The 16747-nt window shown below is 63.2% G+C and carries 17 protein-coding genes; 9 read left to right on the forward strand and 8 right to left on the reverse strand.

Going from position 1 to position 16747, the window contains the following annotated elements:
* The first annotated feature begins 7 nt into the window (after positions 1–7).
* Together HS053_RS14400 and HS053_RS14405 are read left to right on the forward strand one after the other, a co-directional pair.
* Positions 8–1240 (forward strand): argininosuccinate synthase, encoded by a 1233-nt coding sequence (locus HS053_RS14400; protein ID WP_174211956.1) that lies wholly within the window; start codon positions 8–10, stop codon positions 1238–1240.
* 132 nt (positions 1241–1372) lie between these two features.
* Complete coding sequence (locus HS053_RS14405) at positions 1373–1654, forward strand: SCP2 sterol-binding domain-containing protein (protein ID WP_347233334.1); 282 nt, start codon at positions 1373–1375, stop codon at positions 1652–1654.
* A gap of 20 nt (positions 1655–1674) precedes the next feature.
* On the opposite strand, the gene HS053_RS14410 is transcribed toward HS053_RS14405, so the two are convergent.
* Together HS053_RS14410 and HS053_RS14415 are read right to left on the reverse strand one after the other, a co-directional pair.
* Positions 1675–2391: a sulfotransferase-like domain-containing protein gene (locus HS053_RS14410; RefSeq protein ID WP_174212006.1), complete on the reverse strand. Its 717-nt coding sequence runs from the start codon at positions 2389–2391 to the stop codon at positions 1675–1677.
* Positions 2392–2418: 27 nt separating this feature from the next.
* Positions 2419–3318: a D-amino acid aminotransferase gene (locus tag HS053_RS14415; protein WP_174211958.1), complete on the reverse strand. Its 900-nt coding sequence runs from the start codon at positions 3316–3318 to the stop codon at positions 2419–2421.
* A 138-nt stretch (positions 3319–3456) separates the two neighbouring features.
* On the opposite strand from HS053_RS14415, the gene HS053_RS14420 reads away from it, so the two are divergent.
* Together HS053_RS14420 and HS053_RS14425 are read left to right on the forward strand one after the other, a co-directional pair.
* Positions 3457–4362: a zinc metalloprotease gene (locus HS053_RS14420; protein WP_174211959.1), complete on the forward strand. Its 906-nt coding sequence runs from the start codon at positions 3457–3459 to the stop codon at positions 4360–4362.
* The gene (locus tag HS053_RS14425) at positions 4359–4727 is read left to right on the forward strand and encodes a hypothetical protein (RefSeq protein WP_174211960.1); all 369 of its coding nucleotides are present in this window, start codon (positions 4359–4361) and stop codon (positions 4725–4727) included. The genes HS053_RS14420 and HS053_RS14425 overlap by 4 nt, the downstream gene beginning before the upstream one ends.
* Before the next feature lie 9 nt (positions 4728–4736).
* On the opposite strand, the gene HS053_RS14430 is transcribed toward HS053_RS14425, so the two are convergent.
* Positions 4737–6992, reverse strand: coding sequence for an NADP-dependent malic enzyme (locus HS053_RS14430; protein WP_174211961.1), 2256 nt, complete (start codon positions 6990–6992; stop codon positions 4737–4739).
* 128 nt (positions 6993–7120) lie between these two features.
* Between HS053_RS14430 and mutS the strand changes: the two genes are divergently transcribed.
* Positions 7121–9757 (forward strand): DNA mismatch repair protein MutS, encoded by a 2637-nt coding sequence (gene mutS, locus HS053_RS14435; RefSeq protein WP_347233333.1) that lies wholly within the window; start codon positions 7121–7123, stop codon positions 9755–9757.
* Between the two features lie 46 nt (positions 9758–9803).
* Here mutS and HS053_RS14440 read toward each other — a convergent pair whose 3' ends face one another.
* Positions 9804–10334 (reverse strand): nucleotide exchange factor GrpE, encoded by a 531-nt coding sequence (locus HS053_RS14440; RefSeq protein WP_174211962.1) that lies wholly within the window; start codon positions 10332–10334, stop codon positions 9804–9806.
* A 29-nt stretch (positions 10335–10363) separates the two neighbouring features.
* Positions 10364–11431 (reverse strand): heat-inducible transcriptional repressor HrcA, encoded by a 1068-nt coding sequence (hrcA, locus tag HS053_RS14445; RefSeq protein WP_174211963.1) that lies wholly within the window; start codon positions 11429–11431, stop codon positions 10364–10366.
* Positions 11432–11543: 112 nt separating this feature from the next.
* Here hrcA and rph point away from each other — a divergent pair, with 112 nt between their 5' ends.
* Genes rph through hemW form a run of 4 tightly spaced genes read left to right on the forward strand, consistent with a single transcriptional unit; the run spans position 11544 to position 14406 of the window.
* Entirely contained in the window at positions 11544–12260 is a 717-nt protein-coding gene (gene rph / locus HS053_RS14450) for a ribonuclease PH (protein ID WP_174211964.1), read from the forward strand.
* A complete protein-coding gene (gene rdgB / locus HS053_RS14455; RefSeq protein ID WP_174211965.1) occupies positions 12257–12868 on the forward strand; it encodes an RdgB/HAM1 family non-canonical purine NTP pyrophosphatase in 612 nt (203 codons plus the stop codon). Before rph ends, rdgB begins: the two co-directional genes overlap by 4 nt.
* On the forward strand, positions 12865–13239 hold the full coding sequence (locus HS053_RS14460; RefSeq protein ID WP_174211966.1) for a Rid family hydrolase: 375 nt from the start codon (positions 12865–12867) through the stop codon (positions 13237–13239). The genes rdgB and HS053_RS14460 overlap by 4 nt, the downstream gene beginning before the upstream one ends.
* Positions 13240–13242: 3 nt before the next feature.
* Positions 13243–14406: a radical SAM family heme chaperone HemW gene (hemW, locus tag HS053_RS14465; RefSeq protein ID WP_174211967.1), complete on the forward strand. Its 1164-nt coding sequence runs from the start codon at positions 13243–13245 to the stop codon at positions 14404–14406.
* Positions 14407–14409: 3 nt separating this feature from the next.
* On the opposite strand, the gene HS053_RS14470 is transcribed toward hemW, so the two are convergent.
* Genes HS053_RS14470 through rsmG form a run of 3 tightly spaced genes read right to left on the reverse strand, consistent with a single transcriptional unit; the run spans position 14410 to position 16746 of the window.
* Entirely contained in the window at positions 14410–15315 is a 906-nt protein-coding gene (locus tag HS053_RS14470) for a ParB/RepB/Spo0J family partition protein (protein WP_174211968.1), read from the reverse strand.
* Positions 15315–16139 (reverse strand): ParA family protein, encoded by an 825-nt coding sequence (locus HS053_RS14475; RefSeq protein WP_174211969.1) that lies wholly within the window; start codon positions 16137–16139, stop codon positions 15315–15317. Before HS053_RS14475 ends, HS053_RS14470 begins: the two co-directional genes overlap by 1 nt.
* The gene (gene rsmG / locus HS053_RS14480) at positions 16132–16746 is read right to left on the reverse strand and encodes a 16S rRNA (guanine(527)-N(7))-methyltransferase RsmG (RefSeq protein ID WP_174212008.1); all 615 of its coding nucleotides are present in this window, start codon (positions 16744–16746) and stop codon (positions 16132–16134) included. Before rsmG ends, HS053_RS14475 begins: the two co-directional genes overlap by 8 nt.
* Position 16747: the final 1 nt, after the last annotated feature.

Raw genomic sequence — 16747 nt, forward strand, 5'->3', positions numbered from 1 at the left:
GCGTCCCATGTCCAAACCGAAGAAAGTCGTCCTTGCCTATTCGGGCGGGCTTGATACCTCGATCATCCTGAAATGGTTGCAGACGGAATATGGCTGTGAGGTGGTGACCTTCACCGCCGATTTGGGTCAGGGCGAAGAGCTGGAACCGGCGCGGCAGAAGGCCGTTCTTCTGGGGATCAAGGAAGAGAACATCCATATTCTGGATGTGCGCGAAGAGTTCGTGAAGGATTTCGTCTATCCGATGTTCCGCGCCAATGCGCTTTATGAAGGGGAATACCTTCTGGGCACCTCGATCGCGCGGCCGCTGATCGCCAAGCATCTGGTGCAGATCGCCCAAGCCACCGGCGCCGATGCCGTGGCCCATGGCGCGACCGGCAAGGGCAATGATCAGGTGCGGTTCGAGCTGGGTGTGGCGGCGCTCGACCCGTCGATCCGGGTTATCGCGCCCTGGCGGGAGTGGGATCTGTCCAGCCGGACCAAGCTGATCCAGTTCGCCGAGGAAAACCAGATTCCGATCGCCAAGAACAAGCGGGGCGAGGCGCCCTTCTCGGTCGATGCGAACCTGCTGCATACCTCTTCCGAGGGCACCGTTCTGGAGAACCCGGCCGAGGAGGCGCCCGATTATGTCGCCCAGCGCGTGGTTGCCGTGGAAGATGCGCCGAACACGCCGGAATATATCGAGATTGCCTTTGAAAGGGGCGATGCAGTGGCGCTGAACGGTGAGGCGCTGTCGCCCGCAACCATGCTGACCCGGCTGAACGAGCTGGGCGGCAAGCATGGGATCGGTCTGCTGGACTTCGTGGAAAACCGCTTTGTCGGGATGAAATCGCGCGGCCTTTATGAGACCCCCGGCGGCACCGTCCTGCTGGCCGCCCATCGCGGCATCGAGCAGATCACGCTGGATTCCGGCGCAGGCCATCTGAAGGATTCAATCATGCCGCGCTATGCGGAGCTGATCTACAACGGCTTCTGGTTCAGCCCTGAACGCGAGGCGCTGCAGGCGCTGATCGACAAGACGCAGGCACATGTGACAGGCACCGTGAAGCTGAAGCTTTACAAGGGGGTCGCCCGTGTTGTGGCCCGGTGGTCGGACCATACGCTTTACAGTGAAAAACATGTGACCTTCGAAGAGGATGCCGGCGCCTATGACCAGAAGGACGCGGCGGGCTTCATCCGGCTGAACGCGCTGCGCCTGCGCCTGATCGCCACGCGGAATGCGCGGGTGGCGAAGAAGGGCTAGGCTGCGTTCCTGCAATGTTTCACGTGAAACAAGGCCGCGCCGGGAAACCTGCGCGGCCTTTGCGTTCGTGACGTAACGGCGCGGTTGCGTCAGCGGGCATCGTGCCTAACCTGCCGGAGAACCGCAGGAGAGATCATGGAAGACATTGCAGCAGGCATTCGCAAAGCGCTGGAAACAAAACGCTTTTCCGGCAGCCTGAAATTCGACTGCGGCGTGGATGGCGTGATCGTTATGGCCGACGGAACTGCCAGCACCGAGGACCGCGAGACGGATTGCACCCTGCGCCTCAGTCAAGAAAATCTGGTCAGCCTGCTGAAGGGCAAACTGAACCCAATGGTTGCCATGGCGACGGGCAAGTTGAAACTGTCGGGCAATCCCGCCGTTGCAATGGGGCTGGCCAAGCTTCTCGCGTAGGATGGGCAATATTGCCCATCCTACAGTTTAAGTGCGGCAAGCCTTTCATAATAGGGCAGTGCCTGATCCGCCAATCGCTGATATTCCGGTGCCAGCGCCGGAAGCTCCCCCTCGGGTTCGTCAAAGCCGGTTGAGGCATGGACGGCATTATACCAATGCGGCGCCCAAGCCCCGTCATAAGGCTTGGGCCCGGCGGGCCAGCGCAGCATCGCCTCGGTAAAGGCAATGCCCAGCGCCGCACAGAGCCGTTCCAGCACCTCGCGCGGGCGGGCACGGATATCGGCGGAATCGACGACCAGCGGCGCATGGCCCAGCCAATCCGCAACTTCGTCAAACAGTTCGGCCTGTTGCACAAAGCCGATATCGGCCAGCACCGGCGCCTCGCGCTTTTTCGAATAGCTGGCCACCACCCGCGCCGGATGCCGGATCAGGAAGACGTTCTGCAGCCCGCGCATGAAGGCCCGGTCAAAGCCGGAAATCATGTGCAGCGTCATATGCTTTTGATAGAACAGCGGCTGCCCGCCCGGATGCGGCCCCAGACATGCCGCCGCAACCGCCTCGGGCGCAATCTGCCCCGCCGCGATCACCGCCTCTTTCATCGGATGGTCCAAGCCGGTCGCAGCAAGATAGGCGGCATAGAACGGCTCATCCCAGACCGCACAATCACCCCGCGCCGCGAAAGCATACATCATCGCGGTCGAAAGGTTCCGCGGGCCGCTCCACATGGCGATCTTCATGGTCATGCCTCCCTCTTTCCCGGCCGCTCACGCACCGACCAGCGACTTGTAAAGGCCCCGGATCCGCTCGGTCACCGGGCCGATCTGCCCGGTTCCGATCACCCGCCCGTCGATGATGCCCACCGGGGTTTGCGCCCCGAACGTGCCGGTCAGAAACGCCTCATCCGCGCCATAGGTGTCCACCAGTGAAAAGTTCCGCTCGTAAACCGGAATGCCGTTCGCCCGGCAAAGCCCGATCACCTTGCCCCGGGTGATGCCGTTCATGCAGTAATCGCCGGTCGAGGTCCAAACCTCGCCCTTGCGCACGATAAAGAAGTTGCAGGCATTGGTGGTGTTCACAAAGCCATGCACATCCAGCATCAGCGCCTCATCCGCGCCGGCCTTTTCGGCGGCGATACAGGCCAGGATGCAGTTCAGCTTGGAATGCGAATTCAGCTTGGGATCCTGCGTCATCGGCAAACCCCGCATATGCGGCACCGTGGCCAGCCGGATCGGGCGCGGCAGGCTGGGGCGCGAATGTTCCATGATGATCACCATGGTCGGGCCGCGCTGGCTGAGTTTCGGATGCTGGAACGGCCGGGTCTTCACCCCCCGCGTCACCATCAGCCGGGCGTGGGCATCGCTGACCATGCCATTGGCCGCTTGCGTTTCCAGAACGGCGGCCACCACCGCAGCGCGGTCCATCCCGATATCAAGGTCGATCGCCCGCGCCGCTTCGAACAGCCGGTCGATATGTTCGTCCAGAAAGCTCCAGCGCCCGTTGTAAAGCCGGATCCCCTCCCAGACACCATCGCCCAGCATGAAGCCCGAATCATAGACAGACACCATCGCTTCGGCTTTCGGCACGACTCGGCCGTTCACCCAGATCAGGATGGTTTCGTTGCGCGCATCCTCGGCGGCCTGATGGGTGGAAACATGGTCGGTCATGGCGGTTCTCCTCTGGCCGCCACGCTATGCGGGCGGGGCGGAAAGGCCAAGGGGGTCTGGAATCCCGCGCTTGTGACGACTCGGGCAGCATGGTCTACTCGCCCGGCATTTGTCACAGCCGCTTTGCCGGAGGTCGCGATGAAATCGACGATCAAATTTCCCCGATTCGATGCCGAACTTGATACCGACTGCTGCGACCCCTACAACAACGCCGAACTGACGCTGACGCTGCGGCTGGGTTTTACCCAGATCAACCCGGCGGGCGGGGCTGCCGCAGGCAGCCATCATGATTATGGCAATGCCGCCAAGCCAACCCGCAAGACGATCAAATGGACAGATGCCGCCTGGAAGACCTGGAAAGACAACTTCTGCAGCACGGCGCAAAGCTTCTGGACGGGCAAATTCTGGCTGGTCAATGATGCCGGCAGTTTTCCCTTCGTGACGAAATCCGGCCAGGGCTATATCCCGAATGTCTGGTGCCGGATGAAGATCGTGGCGCAGGATGGTAGCGCGGCCAACAATCACCACAGCATCAGCGTGGTCCGCCTTGACCCATCCGAAAGCTGGTTCGGCTCGCATTCCACGCTATACGACAGCAAGGACACCGACCTTGTGCAGAAGAACACCGACAGCGCCGGCAACAAGGTAATGCAGCGCGCCCATGTCCATGAGGTGGGGCATCTTCTGGGCCTTGGCCATGTCGATATCGGCAAGGCGCATTGCCCGGCTTCGGGCGACACCAATGCCTCGGCCTGTTATGGTGTGGCCGACAATGACATGAAATCGGTGATGGGTTCTGGCATGGAGCTGCGGCTGGAACATGCCGAGCCTTGGCGCGAGGCGATCCGCGGCTTTTCCATTGGCGAAGTGCTGACCGGCGTGCTTGCCCCGGGCAAGCTCTTCCTGCCCTTCGGCAGGCTGCTGATCGGCGCCAATCCGCTCTTTGCAGTCTGGCCCGCCAAATTCAAGCGCCACTACCCCCGCACCGCCGAAGAGGTTGCGGCGGGCACCCTGATCACCGCCAAACCCGCGAGACCGGCATGACAAGACCCAGCCAACGCAGCATGGCCTTTTTCGCAGCGGCGCTGGTCGCCGCGCTGGCGATCTGGGGAACCAGCCTTGCCCGCGCCGAAAAGCAGGGCACGACGCAGAACAGCGCAGAGGAATGCAAGATGGACCCGGTAGCCCAGTCGATTTGTGTCTATGATCTGATCCTTGACGATATCCGCGACAATTACCGGCAACGCGGCGGCGGCGGCATTTCCGGTATCGTGCAGACCTCAACCACCGGCTTCACCGCCCGGCTGGAACAGGAAGGCCGCGTCGATGTGCGCAGCTATGAAATCCGGTTCGAGGCAGACGGCCGCCCGGCCATCGTTTCGGTCACCGAAGCAACCGAAACGATGTAGGCGCCAGCCTCAGCCCACCTTGCAGGCGGCCATCACCGCCATGTTCAGAATGTCGTTGACGGTCGAATTGGTGCCGCAGATTTGGATCGGCTTCTTCACCCCGGTCAAAATCGGCCCGATCACCGTGGCCCCGGCCATTTCCTGCATCAGCTTGACCGAGATCGAAGCCGAGTGGCGGGCCGGAACCACCAGAATATTCGCGGGGCCGGTCAGGCGGCAGAACGGGTAATGCGCCATCACCTCGGGGTTCAGCGCCACATCCACCGTCATCTCGCCCTCATATTCGAAATCCACCTTGCGCCCGTCCAGCAGGGCTGGCGCCAGATGCATCTTCGTCGCCCGCTCTGACACCGGATAGCCGAAGGTCGAGAAGCTCACGAAAGCCACCCGCGGCTCCATCCCCAGGCTGCGCGCCACCCCGGCGGCCCGCGTGGCGATCGTCGCCAGATCCTCGGGCTCGGGCCATTCATGCACCAGAGTATCGCCAATCAGCACGATCCGCCCCTTGTGCAAAAGCGCCGTCACCCCCACCGCCCCGTCCGAAGCCCGGGCATCGAACACATGGTTCAGAAGGCTAAGAACATGGGCCGATTTCCGTGTCGCCCCGGTCACCAACCCATCGCCATGGCCATGCTGCAGCATTAGTGCCGAAAATACATGCCGGTCACGCGCCGCCAGCCGGTGAATATCGTGCCGGTCAAAGCCCTGCCGTTGCAGGCGGTTGTAGAGAAAATCCTTGTAGGTATCGAGGTGCCGCGAATTGGCGGCATTCACCACCTCAAGTTCGCGCACGGCATCCCCCAGCCCTGCCGTCTCCAGCTTTTCACGCACGTCCGCCTCGCGCCCCACCACCAGCGCCCGGCCCAGACCGGCCCGCTGATAGGCGACGGCGGCCCGCAGCACGCGCGGGTCATCGCCTTCGGCAAAGATCATCCGCGCCTGCGCCTGACGTGCGCGGGCGTGGATGCCCTGCAAAATGCTCGCCGTCGGGTCCATCCGCGCCTTGAGGCTTTGCTCATAGGCCCTCAGGTCGATGATCGGTCGCCGCGCCACGCCGGTATCCATTCCGGCCTTAGCCACCGCAGGCGGAATCACATGGATCAGCCGCGGGTCGAAGGGCGTCGGGATGATGTAATCGCGCCCAAACGAGAGTTTGCGGCCATAGGCCATCGCCACCTCATCCGGCACATCTTCACGCGCCAGAGCCGCCAAGGCCCGGGCACAGGCAATCTTCATCTCGTCATTGATGGCGCGGGCGTGAATGTCCAGCGCGCCGCGGAACAGATAGGGAAAGCCCAGAACGTTGTTCACCTGATTGGGATAGTCGCTGCGCCCGGTCGCCACAATGGCATCGGCGCGGACGGCATGGGCCTCTTCCGGGGTGATTTCCGGGTCCGGGTTGGCCATGGCAAAGATCACCGGATTGTCGGCCATGCTGGCCACCATCGCAGGCGTCACCGCCCCCTTGGCCGAAACGCCCAGGAACACATCCGCCCCCACCATCGCCTCTTCCAGCGTGCGCGCCGGAGTATTGGCGGCATGGGCCGATTTCCACTGGTTCATCCCTTCGGTCCGGCCCTGCCAGATCACGCCCTTGGTGTCGCACATGATGCAGTTGTCATGCCGCGCGCCCATGCTTTTCAGCAGTTCCAGACAGGCGATCCCCGCCGCCCCTGCCCCGTTCAGCACGATCTTCACATCACCGATCTTCTTGCCGGAAATCTCCAGCGCATTGATCAGACCCGCCGCACAGATCACCGCCGTGCCATGCTGGTCATCATGGAACACCGGAATGTCCATGATCTCTTTCAGCCGCTGCTCGATGATGAAGCATTCCGGGGCCTTGATATCCTCAAGGTTGATGCCGCCAAAGGTCGGCCCCATCAGCGAGACCGCCTTGATGATCTCTTCTGCGTCTTCGGTGTCCAGCTCGATGTCGATGGCATTCACATCGGCAAAGCGCTTGAACAGCACCGCCTTGCCTTCCATCACCGGCTTGGACGCCAGAGCGCCCAGATTGCCGAGGCCCAGAATGGCCGTCCCGTTCGAGATCACCGCCACCATATTGCCCTTGACGGTATAGTCATAGGCGGTCTCGGGCCGCTCGGCGATGGCCAGCACCGGCACGGCAACGCCCGGGCTGTAGGCCAGCGAGAGATCGCGCTGGGTCGCCATCGGCGTTGAGGCGACGACATCATATTTGCCGGGGCGCGGTTCCAGATGATAGGCAAGCGCCTCTTCCGGGGTGATTTTCGTTTTGGTCATCAGGGGGCCATCCTGTCTGCAAGGTGTCCGCTCATACCGCCGCATCGCCCGTCTGCATAGGGCGACGATTGGCGCTTTTCGCCACGGGCGGGCTTTTGTAGGGTCTGGGCGGTATCGAGGAGAGCAAGGTGAGCGAAGAAACCGTCACGCCGATGATGGCGCAGTATCTGGAGATCAAGGCGCAGAACCCCGGCGCGCTGCTGTTCTACCGGATGGGCGATTTCTATGAGATGTTCTTTGACGATGCCGTCGCCGCCGCGGAGGCACTGGATATCGCGCTGACCAAGCGCGGCTTTCACATGGGCGAGCCGATCCAGATGTGCGGCGTTCCGGTTCATGCCGCCGAAGGCTATCTTTTGGCGCTGATCCGCAAAGGGTTCCGCGTGGCCATCGCCGAACAGTTGGAAGACCCGGCCGAAGCCAGGAAGCGCGGCTCAAAATCGGTGGTGCGGCGCGACGTGGTGCGGCTGGTCACGCCCGGCACCCTGACCGAAGACTCGCTGCTTGAGGCGCGGCGGCACAATTACCTCGCCGCCTTCGCCGAGGTGCGGGATGCCGCCGCGCTGGCATGGACCGATATTTCCACCGGCGAGCTGCGGGTGATGCCCTGCCCTCCGGCGCGGCTTGGGCCTGAACTCGCAAGGCTTTCCCCCCGCGAGGTGCTGATCAGCGAAGCGCGCGAGCGCGACTGGGCCGAAACCGTCGCCGAGGCGGGCGGCGCATTGACCCCGCTCGCCCGCGGCAGTTTTGACAGCACCAGCGCAGAAAAGCGACTCTGTGCGCTTTGGGGCGTGGGCTCGCTGGATGCCTATGGCAGCTTTGACCGTGCCGAGATCGCCGCGATGGGGGCGATTGTCGAATATCTCGACCTGACCCAGCGCGGCAGACTACCGCTCTTGCGGCCACCGTTGCGCGAATTGCCCGGCGGCACGATGCAGATCGACGCCGCGACCCGTCGCAATCTGGAGCTGACGCAGGCGCTTTCGGGCGGGCGCGAAGGCTCGCTGCTGGCGGCGGTGGACCGCACGGTCACTGCTGCGGGCGCAAGGCTGCTGGACCGGCGGCTGTCGGCGCCCTCGCGCGACCTGTCGGTGATCCGCACCCGGCTGGACGCCGTTCGGCATCTGGCCGGGGATACAACCCTGCGCGAAGCGCTGCGGAGCGATCTGCGCCAAGTGCCCGACATCGACCGCGCATTGAGCCGCCTTGCGCTTGACCGCGGCGGCCCGCGCGACCTTGCGGCGATCCGCGCCGGTCTTGCCCGCGCCGCGCAGATCAGCGAGCGCCTTGCTGAAGCGCCGCCGCTGTTGACCGGCGCCGCGCAGGCACTGCGCGGCCACGGGGCGCTCGTCGATCTTCTGGAGGCGGCGCTGGTTGCCGAGCCGCCGCTTTTGGCGCGGGATGGCGGCTTCATCGCGGCGGGCCATGATGGCAATCTCGACGAGACGCGCACCTTGCGCGACGAGGGGCGCGGCGTGATTGCGCGTATGCAGGCGGATTACATCGCCCGAACCGGAATTCAGAGCCTGAAGATCAAGCATAACAATGTACTGGGCTATTTCATCGAAACCACCACGACCCATTCGGAGCGGATGTTTGCCCCGCCGCTGAACGAAACCTTCATCCACCGCCAGACCACCGCCAATCAGGTGCGCTTTACCACCCTGCCCCTGAGCGAGATCGAGACCCGCATCCTCAACGCCGGAAACCGCGCGCTCGAGATTGAAAAGCGTCACTATGAGGCGCTTAGAGACGCTGTGATGGCGCAATCCGGCCCGGTAGCGCAGGCAGCCCGCGCGCTGGCAGAGATTGATCTGGCGGCAGCCTGGGCCGATCTGGCAATGGGCGAGAACTGGTGTGAACCGCGCATCGACGACAGCCGGGCGCTGAACCTGCGCGGCGCGCGGCATCCGGTGGTCGAGCGCGCCCTGCGGCGCGGCGGCGGCCCCGCCTTTGTCGCCAATGACTGCGCCCTGTCAGAAGGCGAAACGCCGGCCATATGGTTGCTGACCGGGCCGAACATGGCGGGCAAATCGACATTCCTGCGCCAGACGGCGCTGATCGCACTTCTGGCGCAATGCGGCAGCTTCGTCCCTGCCACGTCGGCCCATATCGGTCTGGTCAGCCAGCTTTTCAGCCGAGTCGGCGCCAGTGACGATCTGGCCCGCGGGCGATCTACCTTCATGGTGGAGATGGTGGAGACTGCCGCAATCCTCAATCAGGCGGACGACCGGGCCCTGGTCATTCTGGACGAGATCGGCCGCGGCACTGCCACCTATGACGGGCTATCCATCGCCTGGGCCACGCTGGAGCATTTGCACGGGGCCAACCGCTGCCGCGCGCTTTTCGCAACGCATTACCATGAGATGACGGCGCTTGCGGCAAAGTTGCCGGGCGTGGAAAACGCCACCGTGGCGGTAAAGGAATGGGAGGGTGAGGTCATCTTCCTGCATGAAGTGCGCAAGGGTGCCGCCGACCGCAGCTATGGTGTGCAGGTGGCGCGATTGGCGGGGCTGCCCGCGAGCGTGATCGAGCGGGCGAAAACGGTTCTGGAGGCGCTGGAGAAGGGCGAGCGCGACGGCGGGCGGCAGAAAACCTTGGTAGATGATCTGCCGCTGTTCCGGTTGGCGCCGCCACCTGCGCCCAGACAGGCACCGAAGGAATCGGCGGTTGAAGCGCGACTGAAGGAGATCAGCCCGGATGAGCTGACGCCGATGCAGGCGCTGCGGCTGATCTATGAGATGAAGGAAATGGCCGGGAAGTGACGCCCGGAGGGTCCGGGAGGGCGGGCCCTCCCGGCCGGCACCAATATCAACCGGGCATCGAGGAAACGCCGACCTGTGCCGGGCGCAGAAGGCGGTCGTGCAGCAGGAAGCCTTCGGTCATCACCTGAATGATCTGTCCTGCCTTGGTGCCCGGCAGGGGCGCTTCGAACATCGCCTGATGCATCTGAGGGTCGAAGGTATCGCCAGCCACCGGCGAAATCGGCTTGACCCCGTGCTTCGTCATCACATTGGTCAGTTCGCGCAGCGTCAGCTCGACGCCCTCGATCAGCGCACCCGCCTGACCACGGGTTTCGTCGCTTGCCGCGTCAAGGGCGCGCTTGAGGTTGTCATAAACCGGCAACAGATCGCGGGCGAGGCGCGTGCTGCCATATTGTTCAGCCTCACGCCGGTCGCGGTCGGCACGTTTGCGGGCGTTTTCAGCATCCGCGAGCGCGCGCATGAAGCGGTCGCGCAATTCATCCCGTTCGGCGCGCAGCGCATCAAGTTCTTCTGCCGCGATGAAATCTTCAAGCCCGTCCGGCTCGGTGCCCTCGGGGGCCGGAGTGTCTTGTGCCATGTCCGTCTTCCTTGTCTTTCCGTTCTCTCTCAACCCGCGCCGCGATCCGACAGGAGCCTGCCAACCAACTGCGCCGTGTAATCGACGATCGGGACGATGCGGCCATAGTTCAGCCGGGTCGGACCGATCACCCCTACCGCGCCGATGATCTTTCGATCCGCGTTCATATAGGGAGAGACCACCAGAGAGGAACCCGAAAGTGAGAAGAGTTTGTTCTCGGAGCCGATAAAAATGCGCACCCCCTCCCCCGTTTCGGCCAGTTCAAGGAAGTCGGCGATGTCGCGCTTGCGTTCCAGATCGTCAAACAGGCTGCGGACCCGCTCGATATCCTGCGCTTCGGTGCTGTCGATCAGATTGGCCCGACCGCGCACGATCAGCCGTTCAGCCTGCTCGCCGGGATTTTCCCAAAGGGCAAGGCCGGATTCGACCAGCGCCCGGGCGAGAACGTCAATTTCCTGGCGGTGACGCTCGATCTCTTTGGCGATGCTGCGGCGCAGCTCGGACAGGGTGCGGCCTTCGGCCAGCGCGTTCAGGAAATTGGCCGCCTCGCGCATGGATGAGGGGGTTTGGCCAGCGGGCGGTGTAAAGAGGCGGTTCTCCACCTGCCCGTTGGCCAGCACCAGCACCACCAGCGCACGATCCGGCGACAGCGAGACAAATTCGATATGGCGGATCGGCGCCTCTTGTTTTGGCGCCAGAACCACCGATGCGCCGCGGGTCACGCCGGAGAGGGTCGCGCTGACCATATCCAAGAGCGAAGTCACATCCTGGCCGCCGCTGGCAAGCGCGGAATCCATCACTTCACGATCTTCGGCGGTGACCGAGCCGACTTCGAGGAGGCCATCGACGAAAAGGCGCAGACCCATTTGAGTGGGAATACGACCGGCGGACACATGCGGGCTGCCAAGCAGGCCGAGGTATTCGAGATCCTGCATGACATTGCGGATCGTGGCGGCCGACAGGCGCTCGCTCATGCTGCGGGTGAGGGTGCGGGAGCCTACGGGATCGCCGGATGCGAGATAGCTTTCCACCACGCGGCGAAACACCTCGCGGGAGCGGTCGTTGAGGTCGGTCAGAATCTTGGTGCCGTCGCTCATGTCCGGGATCCGTTCAGACAAGGACTATAGGGAGGTGCCGCGGGCAGCGTCAATGTGGGTTGCATCGGGACAGATGACGGGCCTATCTGACAAAAAGCGGAAAGGACATGTTATGCGGCCCTCTGGACGGAAACTTGATGAACTGCGCGCGGTGTCGATCGAAGTCGGCGTGATGCGGCACGCCGAAGGTTCGTGCCTGATCAAGATGGGCGATACGCATGTGCTGTGTTCGGCCACGATCGAAGACAAGGCGCCGCCCTTTCTGAAGAACACCGGGCTGGGCTGGGTGACAGCGGAATACGGGATGCTGCCGCGCGCCACCAACAGCCGGACCCGGCGCGAAGCAGCTGCCGGAAAGCAAAGCGGAAGAACGCAGGAGATTCAGCGCCTTATCGGACGGTCTCTGCGCGCGGGCGTGGATCGCAGCGCGTTGGGAGAACGGCAGATCGTGGTCGATTGCGATGTGATCCAGGCCGATGGCGGAACCCGCTGCGCCTCGATCACGGGGGGTTGGGTGGCATTGCGGCTTGCGGTGAACCGGCTGCTGAAAAGCGGCGTGATTGCGACGGATCCGATCATCGACCACGTCTGCGCCCTTTCTTGCGGGATCTATGGCGGTCAGCCGGTGGCGGATCTGGATTATGCTGAGGACTCGGTTGCGGGCACCGACGGCAATTTCGTGATGACGGGTCGCGGGCGCCTGATCGAGGTGCAGATGTCAGCCGAGGGGGCCACTTTTTCGCGCGCGGAAATGACCGAGCTTCTGGATTTGGCCGAGGCCGGAGGCGCGGCGCTGGTCGCGGCGCAAAAGGCGGCGCTGGGGCAATGACGCGCAAGTTCGGCGGCGGCCGGCTGGTTCTGGCGACGCACAACCGGGGAAAACTGGAAGAGATCGCCGATCTTCTGGAGCCTTTTGGCGCCTCGGTCGTGTCGGCGGGCAGTTTGGGCCTGCCTGAGCCAGAAGAGACCGAGGACAGTTTTGTCGGCAATGCGCGGATCAAAGCCCATGCTGCAGCGCAGGCCAGCGGCCTTCCGGCGCTGGCAGATGATTCCGGCATCACGATTGACGCGCTGGGGGGTGCGCCAGGGGTTTACACGGCGAACTGGGCTGAAACGCCAGCTGGCCGCGATTTTGCCATGGCGATGCGCCTGACTTGGGACAGGCTTGAGGCGGTTGGCGCAGCATATCCCCGCCGGGCGCAGTTCCGCTGCACCTTGGTTCTGGCGTGGCCCGATGGTCATGATGAGGTGTTCGAGGGCGTCATGCCCGGGCAAATCGTCTGGCCCATGCGCGGTGATCAGGGTCACGGCTATGACCCGATCTTTCAGCCGGACGGTCGGGATCTGACCTTTGGCGAGATGGACCGTTGGGAAAAGAACCGGATCAGCCACCGGGCTGATGCCTTTCGCAAACTGGTGGCGGAGTGTTTCACGTGAAACAAATCTCGACAGGATCGCCATTCGAGGCGCAGCTCGGCTACAGCCGGGCCATCGTGAAGGGCGGCTGGTGCTTTGTGTCGGGCGTGACCGGCTATGACTATGCAACGATGGCGATGCCGGAATCAGCACTGTCGCAGGCACAGAATTGTTTCGCCACCATCGATCGCGTTCTGGCTGAAGCCGGATTCACCATGACCGATATCGTCCGCGTGCGGTATACGATCACCGATGCCACGCTGGTCGAGCAAATCGCACCAGCACTTGCTGCGGCGCTTGGCGCCATCAGGCCCGCAGCAACCATGGTCGTTGCCGGTTTGATCCGCCCCGAGATGATGGTGGAAATCGAAGTCACTGCGTTCCGGGGGTAACGTATGGAAGACTGGCGCCATGGCGGCTTCGGCCTTTACCTGCATTGGCCGTTTTGCCAGTCTAAATGCCCCTATTGTGATTTCAACAGCCATGTTTCTGCCGAGATCGACCAAGATCAGTGGCGCCGCGCCTATCTGACGGAAATTGATCGTCTGGGCGGTGAGACAGGCGGGCGCATCCTGCAAAGCGTCTTCTTTGGTGGTGGAACGCCCTCATTGATGGCGCCAGAGCTGGTTTCGGCCATCATGGACCGGATTCGGGCGACATGGCCAATGGTTAATGACGCTGAGGTGACGCTTGAGGCGAACCCCAGCTCGATCGAGGCCGGGCGATTCGCCGCCTTCCGGCAGGCCGGGGTCACGCGCATCTCGATGGGGATGCAGGCCATGAACGACGCCGACCTGCGTCGTCTTGGGCGCCTGCATACTGCGGACGAGGCGCGCCGGGCGTTCGAGACAGCCCGCAGGATTTTTGATCGTGTCAGCTTTGACCTGATCTACGCCCGACAAGACCAATCGCTGACGGATTGGCGCGCCGAACTCACCGAGGCGCTGGCCCTGACCGTTGATCATCTGTCGCTGTATCAACTGACCATCGAATCCGGCACCGCCTTTGCTGACCGGCTCGCACGGGGCGGATTGCGCGGGCTGCCGGGTGAAGACCTCTCCGTCGAGCTTTATGAGGCGACGCAAGAGCTGTGTGATCGCGCCGGGATGCCTGCCTATGAAGTGTCGAACCACGCGCGTCCCGGCGCCGGGTCGCGCCACAACATGATCTATTGGCGCGGCGGCGATTATGCCGGGATCGGCCCGGGTGCGCATGGACGCCTGACACTGGGCGGAACGCGGTGGGCGACCGAGGCGCCCCGGAGTCCGGGTCTCTGGTTGGCGCAGGTGGGCGCCGAAGGCCAGGGCGAGTTGCCGCGCAGCGCGCTGTCCCCGCTTGATCATGCGGAAGAATATCTGCTCATGTCGTTGCGACTGAGCGAAGGGACTGACCTCGGGCGGCTATCCCGCCTCTATGGCGAACGGTTGGCGCTGGACCGCCTTGCGCCCTTGGTCGAACTTGGCCTGCTGCACGAGCCCGGTACACAGCTTGTCACGACAGAACGCGGCCGGCTTGTGCTGAACGCCCTGCTGGCAGAAATCGCCGCCGCCCTGCTCTAGGTGTCAACCCAGCGCATCACGGCTGGCCTGCGACAGCACACGGCACAGCATATCCAGATCGTCCAGCGTGTTATAGGTGATCGTCAGTCGGCCACGCTCACCGCCCGGCTCGTGGTTGATCGTCACGCCCATTTTCAGATTGGCACTCAGGTCGCCCTCAAGCACGCGGGTATCGGCATCCTTCTCGCGCATTCCGGCAAGCCGGGCCCGGGCCGCCGCCGGCACAGCCGACTTGCGCACCAAAGCCTCGGTCTGCCGCACGGTCAGGCCGCGGCCAACAACCTGGCGCGCAAGCTCGGTGGCGTTTGGTGTGGTAATCAGCGCTCTGGCGTGTCCCGCGGTCAGAGTGCCGGCTTCGACCATCGACTGCACATCCTGCGGCAAAGCCAAAAGACGCAGAATGTTGGCGATGTGGCTTCGGCTCTTGGACAGCGCCTCGGCAATCTTTTCCTGGGTATGCCCGAAGCGGTCCATCAACTGGCGATAGGCTTGTGCCTCTTCGATCGCACTCAGATCCGCGCGCTGAACGTTCTCGATGATGGCGATTTCCAGAACTTCAGTATCGTCCAGCTCCCGAACGATCACCGGCACCTGATGTATCTGCGCCATCTGCGCGGCCCGCCAACGACGCTCGCCCGCGACGATCTCGAATTGCTCGGGATTGCCGGTCGGGCGCACGATCAACGGCTGAATGATTCCCTTCTTGCGCAGGGAATCCGCCAGATCCTTCAGTGCCGAAGGCTCAAACGTCCGGCGCGGCTGGTTGGGATTGGCGATCAGCCGGTCAGTCGCAAGCAGGCGGTCCGGCGCGATGGCACCATCCGCAGCCGTCTGATCCAGACGCACATCCGCCATGAGGGCGGACAGACCCCGACCAAGACCCCGACGCTCCATCTTCTTCTCCATCATCAGACCTCTGTCGGCAGATTGCGCTGCAATGGGTGCCGCAAGAGGATTTCCTGCGCAAGCATCCGATAGGATTCGGCCCCCCGCGACGCCGGATCATAGTCGGTCACCGGCAGCGCAAAGGACGGCGCCTCGCTGACCCGGACATTGCGCGGGATAACCGTCTTGAACACCAGATCCCCCAGCGTGCGGCGGGCATCCGCCTCGACCTGTTGCGACAGGCGGTTCCGCGAATCGGCCATGGTCAGCAGAATCCCCTCGATCCGAAGCCCCGGATTGGCCGCCTGACGGACCTCGCGCACGGTCAGCATCAGTTGCGACAGCCCCTCCAGCGCAAAGAACTCAGCCTGAAGCGGCACCAGAACCGAATGACAGGCCACCAAAGCATTCACCGTCAGCAAGCTGAGGGATGGCGGGCAGTCGATGATCACGAAATCCGGATCAATGCCATCCAGGCCCGCACCCCGAACGGCATCATGCAGCAGAAAGCTGCGTTTTTCATTCGCAACCAGCGTCATATCCGCCGAAGACAGGTCTGCATTCGCCGGGCAAATCCACAGTCCGGGTGTCGCGCTTGGCATGGCCACCTGCGAAACCGGCACCTCGTCAATCAAAAGATCATAGGTCGTCAACTTGCGGTCCGCCGGCAGAATGCCAAGCCCGGTCGAGGCGTTGCCCTGCGGGTCCAGATCCACCAGCAAGACCCTCGCACCCAGCGCCACCAGAGCCGCAGACAGATTGATCGCAGTCGTCGTCTTGCCGACGCCACCCTTTTGGTTGGCGACCGCGATGATCCGCCGGTGATCCGCAAAGAGCCCGCTAGACATGGTGTATATCCGTAATCTTCAGAATTGCCGCGCCGGAATCTGTGACGCTGACGGTTTCGGCGAGCGTGAAGCGCCATGCCCGCCGCGCCTCGTCAATTTCCTGCTGTCGGCCAGCGCCCTTAGAAAACAGGCAGGTTCCATCCGTGCCAAGCAGCGGCGCTGCAAGGGTCAGAAGTTGCGCCAGAGAGGCAAGCGCGCGGGCTGAAACGACATCGGCCCGAAAATCGCTGATCTGCTCGATCCGGCGGCAAAGAACCGTGCAGCGCAGCCCAAGCTCTCGGACCGCCTGCCGCAAGAATACCGCCTTGCGCTGATCGGATTCGACCAAAGTCACCGCGCGTTCCGGGTGGCGATGCGCTGCAAGAATCGCAACCACGATCCCCGGAAAGCCGCCACCGCTGCCAATATCCGCCCAGCTTTGCGCATTCTCGGGAGCGAGACAGTAAATCTGTGCAGAATCAATCACATGACGGTCCCAGATATCCGCGACCGTCGATTTGGAAATCAGGTTGATCTTTGGATTCCATCGCAGAACAAGCTCGGCAAATCGCTTCAGATCCGCCGTTTCACCCGCGCTCAGGGACACCATCGCCGCTTGCTGCGGCATC

Origin of the sequence: Tabrizicola fusiformis (genome assembly GCF_013328815.1) — a bacterium.
Classification (GTDB): domain Bacteria; phylum Pseudomonadota; class Alphaproteobacteria; order Rhodobacterales; family Rhodobacteraceae; genus Fuscibacter.